The sequence below is a fragment of the Streptomyces sp. NPDC002276 genome (assembly GCF_053891435.1).
Window position 1 is genome coordinate 180,680 of record NZ_JBSFCQ010000007.1, and the last position, 14,027, is coordinate 194,706.

Here is a 14,027-nt window from a genome sequence, read left to right on the forward strand (position 1 = left end):
CCCTCGCTCTCCGGTCCGGTCATCGTGCGTCTTCGCACGTAGAGGCGGCGCGACCGTACCAAAAGGTCCCCTCGCCGTAGCGACGGGCCCGGATCCCTTCGAAACCGTCCGGCCACCCGAATTCGCCGCCTCTGGTGCTGCGCTCCACGGTGACGAGCGCGTCCGGCGCGAGCCAGCCCCCCGACCGGAGTGTGAGGAGAATCTCCCGAAGATCGTGATCTGGGACAACATACGGCGGATCGAGAAACACGATGTCGTACGGGTCGGTCGGCGCCGCCGTCTGGACGACCTGCTCGGCCTTGCCCGCCCGGACCTCGGCGCCGGGGAGGCCGACGTTCTTGACGTTCTCCCTGATGACCCGGGCGGCCTTGGCGTCGGCCTCGACGAGGAGGGTGTGGCCGGCTCCTCGGGACAGGGCCTCCAGGCCTACGGCGCCCGAGCCCGCGTAGAGGTCGAGGACCCGTTCGCCGTTCAGGGGGGCGCCCAGGAGGGACTGCCAGGTGGAGAAGAGGCCCTCGCGTGCGCGGTCGGAGGTGGGGCGGGTTCCGGTGCCGGGCGGGACGGCGAGTCGACGTCCACCGGCTTCGCCGGCGATCACGCGGGTCATCTTGGGTCCTTGCTGGTGGGCGGCTTCAGGTATCAGTGTGGCTGGTCGCGCGGTTCCCCGCGCCCCTGGGTGTCTCCAGTTCACCCCTTTTCCAAGTACTGCTCCCTCTCCTCGTCCAGGAGGGCGTCCAGGGCTGTCCGCAGGCCGGAAAGTCCCGTCAGTTCCGGATCACTCGCCACCACCGCCGTCGCCTCCTCCCTCGCCTCCGCGATGATCTCCTCGTCCTCGATGACCGACAGCACCCGCAGGGACGTACGGGCACCGGACTGCGCCTGACCCAACACATCGCCCTCTCTCCGCTGTTCGAGGTCGATGCGGGAGAGCTCGAAGCCGTCGAGGGTGGAGGCGACGGAGTTGAGACGTTGGCGGGCCGGGCTGGCCTCCGGCATCTCGGAGACCAGGAGGCAGAGGCCGGGAGCGGAACCGCGCCCCACCCGGCCTCGTAGCTGGTGGAGCTGGGAGACGCCGAAGCGGTCGGCGTCCATGATCACCATCGCCGTGGCGTTGGGCACGTTGACGCCGACCTCGATGACCGTGGTGGCGACCAGGACGTCGGTGTCACCGGCGGCGAAGCGGCGCATCACCGCGTCCTTGTCGTCGGGGTGCATACGGCCGTGCAGCACCTCGATCTTCAGTCCCTGGAGGGGGCCCTTGGCGAGCTGGGCGGCGATGTCGAGGACGGCGAGCGGTGGGCGCTTCTCGGCCTCGTCCTCGGCGGACTTCTTCTTGCCGGCCTTCTTGGGGTCGTCCTCCTCGTCGCCGATGCGCGGGCAGACGACGTACGCCTGATGGCCGTTGCCCACTTCCTCGCGCACGCGCTCCCAGGCGCGGGCCAGGAAGTGGGGTTTGTCGGCGGCGGGGACGACATGGCTGGCGATGGGTGAGCGGCCGGCCGGGAGCTGGTCGAGGACCGAGGTCTCCAGGTCGCCGAAGACCGTCATGGCGACCGTGCGCGGGATGGGGGTGGCGGTCATGACGAGGAGGTGCGGGGGCTGTTTGCCCTTGCCGCGCAGGGCGTCGCGCTGCTCGACGCCGAAGCGGTGCTGTTCGTCGACCACGACCAGGCCCAGGTCGTGGAACTGCACCTTGTCCTCGATCAACGCGTGCGTGCCGATCACGATCCCGGCCTCGCCGGTGACGAGGTCCAGGAGTGCCTGTCGCCGGGCGGCCGTCCCCATCGACCCGGTGAGCAGCGTGACCTTGGTGGCCCGCTCGGCCCCGCCCAGCATCCCGCCCTCGGCCAGCTCCCCCATCATCTCGGTGATGGACCGGTGATGCTGCTGCGCGAGCACTTCGGTGGGCGCGAGCATCGCGGCCTGCCCGCCCGCGTCCACCACGGCGAGCATGGCTCGGAGGGCCACCATGGTCTTCCCGCTACCCACCTCCCCCTGTAGCAGTCGGTGCATCGGATGCTCCGTCGCCAAGTCGTCGAAGATCTCCTTGGAGACCTTCAACTGCCCGTCCGTGAGGGTGAACGGGAGGCGGTCGTCGAAGGCCGTGAGGAGGCCGTCGGGCGATGGTTTGCGGGCTACTGCCGGGAGTTGGGCGTCCGTATGGCGGCGGCGGGCCAGGGCTACCTGGAGGACGAAGGCCTCGTCCCACTTGAGGCGGTCGCGGGCGGCTGCGATGTCCGCCTTGGTGTGGGGGCGGTGGATCTTGAGGAGGGCTTCCGGGAGGGAGATCAGGCCGCGGCCCTCTCGGAGGGAGCCCGGGAGGGGGTCGACGGCCTCCTGGGCGCTGGGCAGGGCTGTCTGGAGGGCCTTGCCGATCTTCCAGGACTCCAGTTTGGCGGTGGCGGGGTAGATGGGGATCAGGGTGCCCGCCCAGGTCTCGACCGCTTCCTCGGTGTCGCCCTTCAGCAACTCGTATGCCGGATGGGCGAGTTGCAGTCGGCGGTTGAAGACGGAGACCTTGCCGGCGAACATCGCGCGTGTGCCCGGCAGGAGTTCCTTGTGGGGTTTGTGGACTCCCGAGCCGAAGAAGACGAGTTGGAGCCGGCCGCTGCCGTCCGTGATCGTGACTTCGAGTCGCTGGCCCTTGCCCCGGGGGGCCTTGCTGGACGCGAAGGTGTGCAGCCGGGCGTCGGCGACCTGGGCGACCACGGTGACGTGCTCGTCCATCGGCAGGTCGGCGAGGTGCGTGAGCTGGCCGCGCTCCTCGTATCTGCGCGGGTAGTGGTGCAGGAGGTCGCCCACTGTGTGCAGGCCGAGATGCTCGGCCATCACCTTCGCGGTGGCGGGGCCGAGCACCTTTTTGAGTGGTTCTTCCAGTGCGGGCACGAGATCCATTGCACACCACGCCACTGACATTGCCGTATACGTCTCCCGAAACCCCTGGTCAGGCGGGTCGTTCGGGCCTAGGATGACGCGCTCCGGCCATCCCCCGCGGTCACCGCCTCACAGGGACCGCCCGACCCTCGCGCCGTTCGCACCTTCCCCCACCTCGGCGCTGCGACGATGGATTCCCAGACCTCACAGTCATCCCAGGCATCACAGTCACCTCACACGTTCCAGGTCGACCTGCGCGGTCTGGTGGACCTGCTCTCCCATCACCTCTACTCCAGCCCCAAGGTCTACCTGCGCGAACTGCTACAGAACGCCGTGGACGCGATCACCGCCCGCCGGGTCGAACAGCCCGACTCCCCTGCTCTGGTACGGCTGTACGCCGACGGGGGCACCCTGCGCGTCGAGGACTCCGGCGTCGGGCTCACCGAGGCGGACGTGCACAACCTCCTCGCGACGATCGGCCGTAGCTCCAAGCGCGCCGACGGGCTCCAGGAGGTCCGCTCCGATTTTCTCGGGCAGTTCGGCATCGGGCTGCTCGCCTGTTTCGTGGTCGCCGAGCGGATCCGGGTCGTCAGCCGCAGCGCCCGTACGCCCGACGCGCCGCCCGTGGAGTGGACGGCGACGGACGACGGGTCATACACCGTGCGGACCCTGCCCGCCGCCGAGCACCCCGAACCGGGCACCACCGTCCATCTGGTGGCGCGCGCCGGGGCCGGTGAGTGGCTCGCCAAGGAGCGGGTGCTCGCGCTGGCGCGGGACTTCGGGGCGCTGCTTCCGTACGACGTGCGGGTGGACGGTGAGGCGATCACCGATCTGCCGGCGCCCTGGGACCGGCCGTATCCGAGTCCCGGCGCCCGGCGTGTGGCGCTGGCCCGGCACTGTCACGAGCTGTTCGGGTTCACGCCGTTGGACTCGATCGAGCTGTCCGTGCCGCTCGCCGGGATCCGCGGGGTGGCCTATGTGCTGCCGTCGGCGGTGAGCCCGGCGCAGCGTGCCACGCACCGGGTGCATCTCAAGGGCATGCTGCTGACCGAGCGGGCCGAACAGCTGCTGCCCGACTGGGCGTTCTTCGTGCGCTGTGTGCTGGACACGGACAGTCTGCGGCCCACGGCCTCGCGCGAGTCGCTGTACGAGGACGAGACGCTGGCCGCCGTGCGGGAGGCGCTCGGGGAAAGGATTCGCTCCTGGCTGACCGGGCTGGCGGGCGGTGATCCGGAGCGGCTGGCCGCGTTCCTGTCGGTGCACCACCTGGGGGTGAAGTCCCTGGCGCGGCACGACCCGGAGATGCTGCGCACGATGCTGCCGTGGCTGCCCTTCGAGACGACCGACGGACGGGTCTCCCTGGAGGAGTTCGCGCAGCGGCACCCGGTGGTGCACTTCACGCGGACCGTCGAGGAGTACCGGCAGGTCGCCCCGATCGCGTCCGCGCAGGGCATCGGGGTGATCAACGGCGGCTACACCTACGACGGCGAGCTGGTCGAGGCGCTGCCGTCGGTGCGCCCGGGGACGGTGATCGCCGAGCTGGACTCGGACACCGTGACCGCGCATCTGGACTCGGTCGATCCGGCCGAGGAGCTGGCGCTGGCGGACTTCCTGGCCGCCGCGCGGGCCAAGTTGGACCCCCTGGGGTGTGATGTGGTCCTCCGGGCGTTCCATCCGCTGTCGGTGCCCGCGCTGCATCTGGACGACCGGTCGGCCCGGCACGAGCAGGCCCGCGCGGAGGCCGAGGAGCAGGCCGACGACCTGTGGGCGGGCATTCTCGGCTCGCTGCGGGGCAGTGCGCCACGCGCGCGTCTGGTGCTGAACCATCTCAACCCGCTGGTCCGGCGGATCAGTTCGCTCAAGGACAGGGACCTGATCGGGACGGCCACGGAGTCGCTCTACGGGCAGGCACTTCTCATGGCGCAGCGACCACTGCGCCCCGCCGACTCGGCACTGCTGAACCGGGCGTTCATCGGCCTCCTGGAGTGGGCCACACACGGGGAGGGCGACCACTGATGACAGGGATCACGGACTTCGACGCGCTGCGCCGGGCGATGGCCGAGAACTCCGAGGAACCGGAGGGACCGGCCCGCAACGCGCGCGCGGAGCAACTGCTGGGCGAGGCGGAGAAGTTGGACATCCCGCTCGCCGTGATCGAGGCGCTCGGACACCAGCTGAAGGTCTACAACTACAGCTCCGAGAAGGACAAGATGTTCGTCCCCTTCGCGCGCCTGCTGCGCATGTGGGACGAACGGCCCGAGGACTTCGACGAGTACGAGATCCACTCGCTGCACTGGGTCTTCAAGTGGATGTCGTCCGGAATGCTCGGCCAGCCGCACATCCCGCTCGCGTCGATCGAGAAGTGGCTCGCCGAGATGGAGCACCGCTACCGGCTGGCCGGTCACTCCGAACGGGCGGTGCGCAGCGCGGAGTTCAGTGTCGCCTCGCACGTCGGGGACCAGGCGCGGGCCGAGCGGGCGTACACGGCGTGGCTGGCCGCCGACCGGGACACCATGGCCGACTGCCACGCGTGCGAGCTGCACAGCCAGGGCGAGTGGCAGGTCGAGCGCGGGCGGGACGCCGAGGCCCTCGACCTGTGGGGCCCCGTCCTGGAGGGCGAGTTCACCTGCGCCCACGAACCCCACACCGTCCTCGCGTCCTCCCTGGCCCCCCTGCTGCGCCTGGGGAGGGCCGACGAGGCACGCGCCCACCACCTGCGGGGCTTCCGGCTCGTACGGCCCATGGAGAGCATGCGGGGCGCGTACGCGGACCATGTGGAGTTCTGCGCGCTGAGCGGCAACGAGGCGCGCGGTCTGGAGTTGCTGGCGGAGCGTCCGGCGTACTTCACTGACTCCGGGAACCCGCGCAGCGGGCTGGAGTTCCTGTCCGCGGTGACGCTGCTGATGGACCGGCTGACGGAGTTGGGGCTCGGCGACCAGCGGGTGCCGGGACCGGCCGGCCGGCCCTGGACGGCACGTGAACTCGGCGCCCACGCGCGCGTGGAGACCCTCGCGCTGGCCGCCCGCTTCGACGAGCGCAACGGCACGGTCCATGTCGGCGACCGGGCACGCGCGCGCATGGATCAGCGCCCCCTGGTGGAACGGCTGCCCCTAGGAGTGCGTTCGGCGGGCCGACCGACCACGGCACCGGTGACCGTCCCCGCCCCCGGACCGGCACCGGAGAAGGACCTCCCCGCGCTGCTCGCGGAGGCACGCCGTCTGTCGGACACGCTGCAACCGCACGCCGTGGAGGCCTGGTTGGCGGTCGCGCGGGCCGCCGAGGGCGTCGAGCTGGCCGCCCTCGACCGCGCGGAGATCGCCGACCATCAGGCGATGGACCGGGGTCCCGAGGGCCTCGCCCTGTTCGAGCGCGCGGCCGAGCTGTACGCGGAGGCGGGCGACCCCGGGGAGGCATGGGCGGCACGCGCGCGTGGAGCGTACGTACGCGCTCTCAAGGGCGAACTCGACGAGGCCCTCGCGGCGATCGCCGAGCCGTACGACGGGGTGCTCGCCCTGTACGCCGAGGGCGCCACGGGCGTCCGGCAGGCGGCGGGCGTGCTGATGAGCCGGGCGCGCGTCCTGATGCGGGGCGTCCACGAGGACCCCTCGGGGGACTCCCCCGACGCCGAGGTCCTGGCCGCCGCCGAGGCCGCCGTACGGGAGGTGCTCGCCTTGGTCGACGGGCACACCGGGGATGACGTGCGGCTGGCCGCGCGGGCCGCCGAGGGGCAGGCGATGCTGGCCGAACTCGCGCTGCGGGGCGGGGACCCGGTGACCGCCGTCCGGCTGTTCGCGAAGGCGTCGACGGCGTTCGTGGACGCGGGGCTGCCGTGGTTCGCGGTGGAGTACGAGGCCCGGTTGGCGGGGCTCGCCCATCAGCTCGGTGACATCGCGGAGACGGAGCGGGCGCTGCGGGCCGCCCTGGAGCACGGCGGGCCGTATCTGGAGGCGCCGGGGCGGGCACAGCTGCACCTCCAGCTCGCCGAGGTGCTCGGCGGCCGGGGCCGGTCCCAGGAGGCGGCGGAGCACGCCCTGGAGGCCGCGCACTGGTCCGACGAGGCGGGCGAGGGCCCGACGCTGGGCGCCTGGGCCCGGCACCAGCTCGGCGGCTTCCTGCTGCGTCAGGGCCGGTGGGCCGAGGCCGCGGAGGTGCTGGAGTCGGCGCTGCCCGACCTGAGCGCCGAGACGCACGGCGACGGCGCGGTCGTACAGACGCAGTGGTGGCTCGGGGACTGTCTCAGCGAGCTGGGTGAGCACCGCGCGGCGGCCGAACGGCGGTTGCAGGCGGCCGAGATCGCCCGGCACTGGCCCGAGCAGCACGACCACGCGACGCTCGCCCATCTCGCCGCCGAGTCCCTGGGGCAGGCGGAGCTGCACACCGAGGCGGACCAGGCGTACACGCGCGCGGGCGACCTGTGGCGGTCCCTGGGGAACGTGCACGGGCTCGTGCGTTCGCTGCGCGCCCGGGCCTGGCTGGCGTTGCGCGCGGACCTGGCGGACCAGGGCCAGGACGGCGCGCGGGAGTTGATGTCGGCCGCGATCGAGGAGTGCGAGGCCGCGCTGCTGGTGACGGACGACGAGGAGGCGCGGCAGCGGCTCACCGGTGAACTCGGCCACACGCACCGGCAGTTCGGCGAGCTGCTGGCCCGTTCGGTCGCCGAGGAGGCCGAGGACACCGCGATCCAGGGCGCGTTCGAGGACGCGCTCACGCAGACCGCGGAGGCCGTCGCCGTTTTCGCCGCCCTCGGGGAGGGCGCCGTGCACACCCGTACCGCCGCCGAACTCGCCGCGGGCTGGCTGGAGGCGGACCTCAGCCGTCCCGCGGACGCGGCGGCACGCGCGCGTGGCGTGCTGAAGGCCTACGAGGGTGCCGACGACGGCGACGAGACGGTACGGGCCCGTCGCGACGAGGCGCGGCAGCTGCTCCAGCTGATGGAGGAGCAGAACGACAACAAGCAGAACGACAACAAGTAGTCCCTACTCGACGCCGATGAGCAGCAGGGCGCCCTGGCGGCCGCCGCGGTACACGACCGTGTCGACGGCGAGGTACGACTCGCGGACGTGGACCTCCAGGACGTCGGCGACGCTCTCGGGGGCGTCGTCGCCCAGGACGAGCGTGACGAGTTCGCCGCCCGCCGCGAGCATGCGGTCCAGGACGGCCCGGGCGGTGGCCGTGACGTCGGCGCCGATCACCGCAACGTCGCCGTCGACGAGGCCCAGGACGTCCCCGGCCTGGCAGATGCCGGCCATGGTCCAGGACTGGCGTTCGGCGACGGCGACCTCGGCGTAGCGGGTCGCGCCCGCCGCCGAGGTCATCGAGACGACGTCCTCGTCGAAGCGGCGCTCGGGCTCGTGCACGGCGAGCGCGGCGATCCCCTGGACCGCCGACCGGGTCGGGATCAGCGCGACCCGGATGCCCTCGGCACGGGCCTGCTCGGCCGCTGCCGCCGCGGTGTGCCGCAGGTCGGCGTCGTTGGGCAGCAGCACGACCTCACGCGCGTGTGCCCGCCGCACGGCCGCGACCAACTCCCCGCTGGCGGGCGGCTCCCCGGGGCGCGCGAGCACGGTGGTCGCGCCCGCCTCACCGTAGAGCCCCGCCAGTCCCTCGCCCGGGACGACGGCGACGACGGCCCGCTGGGCGCGCTCCCGGGGCGGCCGTTCGGCACCGGTGGTGTGGACGTCGCCGAGCCCGAAGTGGGTGATCCGGATGCGGTACGGCCGCCCGGCCTCGACGCCCGCCTCGACGGCGGCGCCCGCGTCGTCGACGTGCACATGGACGTTCCACAGGCCGTCGCCGCCGACCACGACGAGCGAGTCACCGAGCGCGTCGAGCCGGTCCCGCAGCCGTGTCACGGCCGTGTCCTCGGCCTCCAGGAGGTAGATCACCTCGTAGGCGGGACCGCCCTCCTGGAGCGCCTCCGGACCGTCCTCGCAAACAGCCGCATCAGGAGCACCGGTAGCACCAGCAGCCGAAACGGCCTCCACGCGCGCGTGCCCCCGGAAGACGGGCGCTTCCCGGGTGAACGTCTCCACCAGCGCGGCCAGCACCGCCACCAGCCCGCGTCCGCCCGCGTCGACCACTCCCGCGCGCTCCAGGACGGCCAGCTGCCCCGGGGTCGCGGCCAGCGCCGCGCACGCCCCGTCGTAGGCGGCCCGTGCCACCGTCCCGCAGTCGCCCTCGGTGTCGTCGGCCGCGTCGGCCGCCGCCGAGGCGACCGAAAGGACCGTGCCCTCGACCGGGTGCGCCACGGCCTGCCGGGCGGAGTCGGCCGCGTGCCGCAGCGCGAGCCGCAGCCCGTCCCCGTCCGTGTGAGCCGTCTCACCGTCGGCGGCGAGCACCTGGGCCATACCGCGCAGCAGCTGCGCGAGGATCGTCCCGGAGTTGCCGCGCGCCCCTATGAGGGCCCCGTGGGCCATCGCCCCGGCGGCGTCGGCCAGCGGCGGCTGCTGCCCGGTCAGGGTGCCGTGTCCGGCGAACACCGCCTCGACGGCCGTGACGGCGGACTCCATGGTCAGGTAGAGGTTGGTGCCGGTGTCCCCGTCGGCCACGGGATACACGTTGATGGCGTCGATCTCCTCACGCGCACGACCCAGCGCGCGCAGCGCGAGACCGCACCAGGTACGCACCGCGAGAGCATCGAAGAATGTCTGCGGCACCTGCGGCACCTGCGCCTCCTTGAGCTGCTGGACTGGCACGCAGCGTAGACCCCGGAGGGGGCCGGGCCCGAGGAGGGCCGGAGCAGGCCCTCGACCAGGCATGGTAGTTTCGTTGAACCGGCGCAGTCGTTGTATGCTGCTCCGGTTGCCCGATCCCGATCGGGCCATCCCCCCTGGCAGTGCCACTTCAGATCCTAGATCCTGATCCCGGCATGCCGGGATCATCCGTAAGTGCATCTGTGCATCTGAAGTCTTTGGAGTGACCCGTGGCTGCCAACTGCGACGTCTGCGGCAAGGGGCCGGGCTTCGGCAACAACATCTCGCACTCGCACCGCCGTACGCCGCGTCGCTGGAACCCGAACATCCAGCGCGTTCGTACCGTGGTCGGCGGGACGCCGAAGCGCGTGAACGCTTGCACCTCGTGCATCAAGGCCGGCAAGGTCTCGCGCTGACGTACTGCTAGCGCGCGGCCACTGCTGGTTCGCTGCATCGAGCCGGTCCACCTCATGTGGGCCGGCTTTTTGCCGTGCCATGTCAGAAGAGCGGCGCTTCAGGAAAGCCCGCGCCGCAGCGCCCATCCATGATCCACCGGCCCGATCCCGCCCCCCAGCGCGAACCCCGCCGCGATCGCCCCGGTGACGTACTCCTTCGCCGCCGTCACCGCCTCCGGCACAGACCGCCCCATCGCGAGGTACACGGCGATCGCCGAGGCGAGCGTGCACCCCGTGCCGTGGGTGTGCCGGTTGTCGTACCGGGGCGCGCGCAGCCAGTGTTCCTCGGTGCCGTCGGAGAGCAGGTCCACGGCGTCGCCGGACAGATGCCCGCCCTTGACGAGCACCCACCGCGGCCCGTACGCCAGCACGGCCGCCGCGGCCTCCCGCAACCCCGCCTCCGTCTCGACCCGCACCCCGGTGAGCTGCGCCACCTCGTCGAGGTTCGGCGTCGCCACGGTCGCCACCGGAAGCAGCTTCGTGCGTACGGCGTCCAGCGCGGAGTCCGCCAGCAGCGAGTCCCCGTGCTTCGAGATGCCGACCGGGTCGACGACCGCCGGGGCGTCCGTCCCCGCGAGCAACTCCGCGACGGTCTCGACGAGTTCGGCCGACGCGAGCATGCCGGTCTTCACGGCCTGTACGCCGATGTCGTCGACGACGCTTCGGTACTGGGCGCGCACCGCCTCGGCCGGAAGTTCCCAAGCGCCTTGCACACCAAGGGAGTTCTGCGCGGTGACGGCGGTGACGACGCTCATGCCGTGCACGCCGAGCGCGAGCATCGTCTTCAAGTCGGCCTGGATTCCGGCCCCTCCACCGGAGTCGGAGCCGGCGACCGTAAGGACGTTGGGCTTCACGACTCGATGTCCCCGAAGTGGTCCCAGCCGCCCTTGCTGGTCCACGGCGCTCCGTCGACCGTCACCTGGGGCAGCGCGGAGGGGTTGAGGACCTCACCGATGACCTTCCAGCGGGCGGGCAGTTTCACGTCCGGGGCGAAGGTCGCCACGATCGCGTGGTCCTCTCCCCCGGTGAGCACCCACTGGATGGGGTCGACGCCGACGGCCTGCCCGATGTCGTGCATCTGGGTCGGGATGTCGATCGCGCCCGAGCGGATGTCGATCCGGACCTTGCTCGACTCGGCGATGTGCCCGAGGTCGGCGATCAGCCCGTCGCTGACGTCGCACATCGAGGTCGCCCCGAGCCCGGCCGCCGCCGGACCCGCGTGGTACGGCGGCTCGGGGCGCCGGTGCGCCTCCACGAACGCGCGCGGCGAGCGGAAACCCCGCGACAGCACCGCGTAACCGGCCGCGGACCAGCCCAGCCAGCCGGTCACCGCGACCACGTCACCGGGCTGCGCACCGGCCCGGGTGACCGGCTCCCGGCCGCGCAGATCGCCGAGCGCGGTGATCGACACCATGATCGTGTCGCCTCGTACGACATCGCCGCCGACCACCGAGGCGCCGGCGACCTGGCACTCGTCGCGCAGGCCGTCCATCAGCTCCATGGGCCAGGTGACCGGGAGTTCGGCCGGCACGACCAGGCCGAGCAGCAGCGCGGTCGGTACGGCGCCCATCGCGGCGATGTCCGCGAGGTTCTGCGCGGCGGCCTTGCGTCCGACGTCGTAGGCGGTGGACCAGTCGCGGCGGAAGTGCCGCCCCTCCAGCAGGATGTCGGTGCTCGCCACGACCCTGCGGTCGGGCGCGGCGACGACCGCGGCGTCGTCGCCGGGGCCGACCCGGACCGAGGGAGTGGTGGTGAGCCGGGAAGTGAGCTCCCTGATGAGCCCGAACTCCCCCAACTCACCGACGGTGCCCTTCATCGTTCGTCCTCTTCTCGTGACGGCAGCGCCCGGTCGCGAGCCGTCGGTGTGCTCGGTACGGTCGAGGTGACCGTCGACTTCAGTCGTGCCCACGTCCCGGCACGGCCGCGGGTCTCCCCGCGGTGAGCGGCGACGCGATACCGTGGCGTTCCTTTTCCCCACATGATCCTCGTGGCCGCCCTGGAGGTTCCGTGGTACAGGCGTACATCCTGATCCAGACGGAGGTCGGCAAGGCGTCGACCGTCGCCGACACGATCAGCAAGATTCCCGGAGTGATCCAGGCCGAGGACGTGACAGGACCGTACGACGTGATCGTGCGCGCCCAGGCCGACACCGTCGACGATCTCGGCCGCATGGTGGTCGCCAAAGTCCAGCAAGTGGACGGGATCACCCGCACCCTGACCTGCCCGGTGGTGCATCTGTAGCCCCCGTCTACCCTTGGCCGGTGAACTCTCTCCGTCACCGGCGCCGTTCTGTCATCGGGCTGTCCGTGCTCGCCCCGCTGATCACCCTCGCGGGCTGCTCCTCGGCAGACGACAGCGCGTCGGCGGCGGTTCCCTCACCGGGCGCGAAGGTCACCGGGCTGTGCCGGAATCTGGACAAGGTGCTGCCGTCGAAGATCGACGGCCAGGGCCGCCGGGATCCCGAGCCCGCGTCCGCGCTGACCGCGGGCTGGGGGAACCCGGCGATCATACTGCGCTGCGGTGTCGTGCGACCCGCGAAGATGAACGACCCGGAGGCCGACGGCGTCGAGGTGAACGGGGTCGGCTGGCTGCTCCAGAAGCAGGACGACGGCTCGTTCCGTTTCACCACGACGCTGCGGAAGGCGTACGTCGAGGTGACCATTCCGAAGGAGCGGACCGGAGACGGCCTGGCGCCCCTGGTGGACCTGGCGAAGGCCGTCGAGAAGGCGATCCCCGCGGGGATCGCCGACTAGCTCAGCGCAGTCCGGTCGAGCGGCGCAGCGCGGCGCGGATCAGAAGCTCCACCAGCTCGGGGTAGCTCACCCCGCTCGCCTGCCACATCTGCGGGTACATCGAGATCGGTGTCATGCCGGGCATGGTGTTGATCTCGTTGATGACGAACTCGCCGTCCTCGGTGAGGAAGAAGTCCGCGCGGACGAGCCCCTCGCAGGAGGCCGCCTCGAAGGCCTCCACCGCGAGCCGCTGGACCTCGGCGGTCTCCTCGGGCGTCAGCGGGGCGGGCACGATGCCGGGCGTCGAGTCGATGTACTTCGCCTCGAAGTCGTAGTACGCGTGGGCGTCCGGCGGCGGGATCTCCGAGGGCACGCTGGCCCGCGGCCCGTCCTCGAACTCCAGCACCCCGCACTCGATCTCGCGTCCGCGCAGCGCGGCCTCCACGAGGATCTTCGGGTCGTGCCGCTGCGCCTCCTCGATCGCCTCGTCGAGTCCGGACAGGTCGTCGACCTTGGTGATGCCGATCGACGAACCCGCGCGCGCGGGCTTCACGAAGAGCGGCCAGCCGTGCTCACCGGCGAAGTCGACGATCTTCTTACGCGCGGCCGATTCGTCGTGCTCCCACTCGCGCGGCCGGATCACCACGTAGGGGCCCACCTTGAGGCCGAACGAGGTGAACACCCGCTTCATGTACTCCTTGTCCTGGCCGACGGCCGAGGCGAGCACACCCGCACCCACGTACGGCACACCGGACAGCTCCAGGAGTCCCTGGAGGGTGCCGTCCTCGCCGTAGGGGCCGTGCAGGACGGGGAAGACGACGTCGACCTCGCCGAGGGCCTTGGGCACGGATCCCGGTTCGCTCAGGACGACTTCGCGGTTTCCGGGGTCGAGCGGGAGCACCACTCCGCCCTCGCTCGACTCGGTGAGCTGGTCGACGTCGGGCGTACGGCGGTCGGTGATCGCCATGCGTTCCGGTGCGTCGGCGGTGAGGGCCCAGCGGCCTTCGCGGGTGATGCCGATCGGCAGGACGTCGTACTTGGTCCGGTCGATGGCCGCGAGGACGGCGCCGGCGGTGACCACGGAGATCCCGTGTTCGGAGCTGCGGCCGCCGAACACGACGGCCACACGCGGCTTGCGAGGCGGCTGCTCAGGGCTCTGGGAGAGGTTCTCGGTGCTCATATCGCGATGAGAGTACCCGGTGGCCCTGCCCTTAGTCAGCGTCCGTTGACGGCGGGCGGTTCGTACGGCGCCCTGAAACGGGCGGTCGGACAGC

11 protein-coding genes are annotated in these 14,027 nt (G+C 71.7%); 5 read left to right on the plus strand and 6 right to left on the minus strand.

Annotated elements, in window-relative coordinates; all coding sequences use genetic code 11:
* Nucleotides 1-19: 19 nt before the first annotated feature.
* A complete protein-coding gene (gene rsmD / locus ACWIHT_RS19880; protein ID WP_456169436.1) occupies nt 20-607 on the minus strand; it encodes a 16S rRNA (guanine(966)-N(2))-methyltransferase RsmD in 588 nt (195 codons plus the stop codon).
* A gap of 80 nt (nt 608-687) precedes the next feature.
* On the minus strand, nt 688-2,895 hold the full coding sequence (recG, locus tag ACWIHT_RS19885; protein WP_456169437.1) for an ATP-dependent DNA helicase RecG: 2,208 nt from the start codon (nt 2,893-2,895) through the stop codon (nt 688-690).
* A 168-nt stretch (nt 2,896-3,063) separates the two neighbouring features.
* On the opposite strand from recG, the gene ACWIHT_RS19890 reads away from it, so the two are divergent.
* Both ACWIHT_RS19890 and ACWIHT_RS19895 read left to right on the plus strand, forming a co-directional pair.
* A complete protein-coding gene (locus ACWIHT_RS19890; RefSeq protein WP_456169438.1) occupies nt 3,064-4,890 on the plus strand; it encodes an HSP90 family protein in 1,827 nt (608 codons plus the stop codon).
* Nucleotides 4,890-7,847, plus strand: a complete 2,958-nt coding sequence (locus ACWIHT_RS19895) for a tetratricopeptide repeat protein (protein ID WP_456169439.1) — start codon at nt 4,890-4,892, stop codon at nt 7,845-7,847. The genes ACWIHT_RS19890 and ACWIHT_RS19895 overlap by 1 nt, the downstream gene beginning before the upstream one ends.
* Nucleotides 7,848-7,850: 3 nt before the next feature.
* On the opposite strand, the gene ACWIHT_RS19900 is transcribed toward ACWIHT_RS19895, so the two are convergent.
* Nucleotides 7,851-9,539, minus strand: coding sequence for a DAK2 domain-containing protein (locus ACWIHT_RS19900; RefSeq protein ID WP_456169652.1), 1,689 nt, complete (start codon nt 9,537-9,539; stop codon nt 7,851-7,853).
* 257 nt (nt 9,540-9,796) lie between these two features.
* Between ACWIHT_RS19900 and rpmB the strand changes: the two genes are divergently transcribed.
* Nucleotides 9,797-9,982: a 50S ribosomal protein L28 gene (gene rpmB / locus ACWIHT_RS19905; protein WP_004924906.1), complete on the plus strand. Its 186-nt coding sequence runs from the start codon at nt 9,797-9,799 to the stop codon at nt 9,980-9,982.
* A gap of 98 nt (nt 9,983-10,080) precedes the next feature.
* Here the strand turns inward: rpmB and thiD are convergent, their stop codons facing one another.
* Both thiD and ACWIHT_RS19915 read right to left on the minus strand, forming a co-directional pair.
* Nucleotides 10,081-10,875: a bifunctional hydroxymethylpyrimidine kinase/phosphomethylpyrimidine kinase gene (gene thiD / locus ACWIHT_RS19910; RefSeq protein WP_456169440.1), complete on the minus strand. Its 795-nt coding sequence runs from the start codon at nt 10,873-10,875 to the stop codon at nt 10,081-10,083.
* Complete coding sequence (locus tag ACWIHT_RS19915; RefSeq protein ID WP_019068733.1) at nt 10,872-11,837, minus strand: thiamine-phosphate kinase; 966 nt, start codon at nt 11,835-11,837, stop codon at nt 10,872-10,874. Before ACWIHT_RS19915 ends, thiD begins: the two co-directional genes overlap by 4 nt.
* A gap of 191 nt (nt 11,838-12,028) precedes the next feature.
* On the opposite strand from ACWIHT_RS19915, the gene ACWIHT_RS19920 reads away from it, so the two are divergent.
* Together ACWIHT_RS19920 and ACWIHT_RS19925 are read left to right on the plus strand one after the other, a co-directional pair.
* On the plus strand, nt 12,029-12,262 hold the full coding sequence (locus ACWIHT_RS19920) for an Lrp/AsnC family transcriptional regulator (protein WP_019068732.1): 234 nt from the start codon (nt 12,029-12,031) through the stop codon (nt 12,260-12,262).
* A 20-nt stretch (nt 12,263-12,282) separates the two neighbouring features.
* Nucleotides 12,283-12,774, plus strand: a complete 492-nt coding sequence (locus tag ACWIHT_RS19925) for a DUF3515 domain-containing protein (RefSeq protein ID WP_456169442.1) — start codon at nt 12,283-12,285, stop codon at nt 12,772-12,774.
* A gap of 1 nt (nt 12,775) precedes the next feature.
* On the opposite strand, the gene ACWIHT_RS19930 is transcribed toward ACWIHT_RS19925, so the two are convergent.
* Nucleotides 12,776-13,933 (minus strand): D-alanine--D-alanine ligase family protein, encoded by a 1,158-nt coding sequence (locus ACWIHT_RS19930; protein ID WP_456169443.1) that lies wholly within the window; start codon nt 13,931-13,933, stop codon nt 12,776-12,778.
* Nucleotides 13,934-14,027 lie beyond the last annotated feature (94 nt).

What these genes read in the sequence shown, in the direction of transcription:
- rsmD (WP_456169436.1), bottom strand. Translation starts at nt 607, where the DNA reads ATGACCCGCGTGATCGCCGGCGAAGCCGGTGGACGTCGACTCGCCGTC.
- recG (WP_456169437.1), bottom strand. Translation starts at nt 2,895, where the DNA reads ATGGATCTCGTGCCCGCACTGGAAGAACCACTCAAAAAGGTGCTCGGC.
- ACWIHT_RS19890 (WP_456169438.1), top strand. Translation starts at nt 3,064, where the DNA reads ATGGATTCCCAGACCTCACAGTCATCCCAGGCATCACAGTCACCTCAC.
- ACWIHT_RS19895 (WP_456169439.1), top strand. Translation starts at nt 4,890, where the DNA reads ATGACAGGGATCACGGACTTCGACGCGCTGCGCCGGGCGATGGCCGAG.
- ACWIHT_RS19915 (WP_019068733.1), bottom strand. Translation starts at nt 11,837, where the DNA reads ATGAAGGGCACCGTCGGTGAGTTGGGGGAGTTCGGGCTCATCAGGGAG.
- ACWIHT_RS19930 (WP_456169443.1), bottom strand. Translation starts at nt 13,933, where the DNA reads ATGAGCACCGAGAACCTCTCCCAGAGCCCTGAGCAGCCGCCTCGCAAG.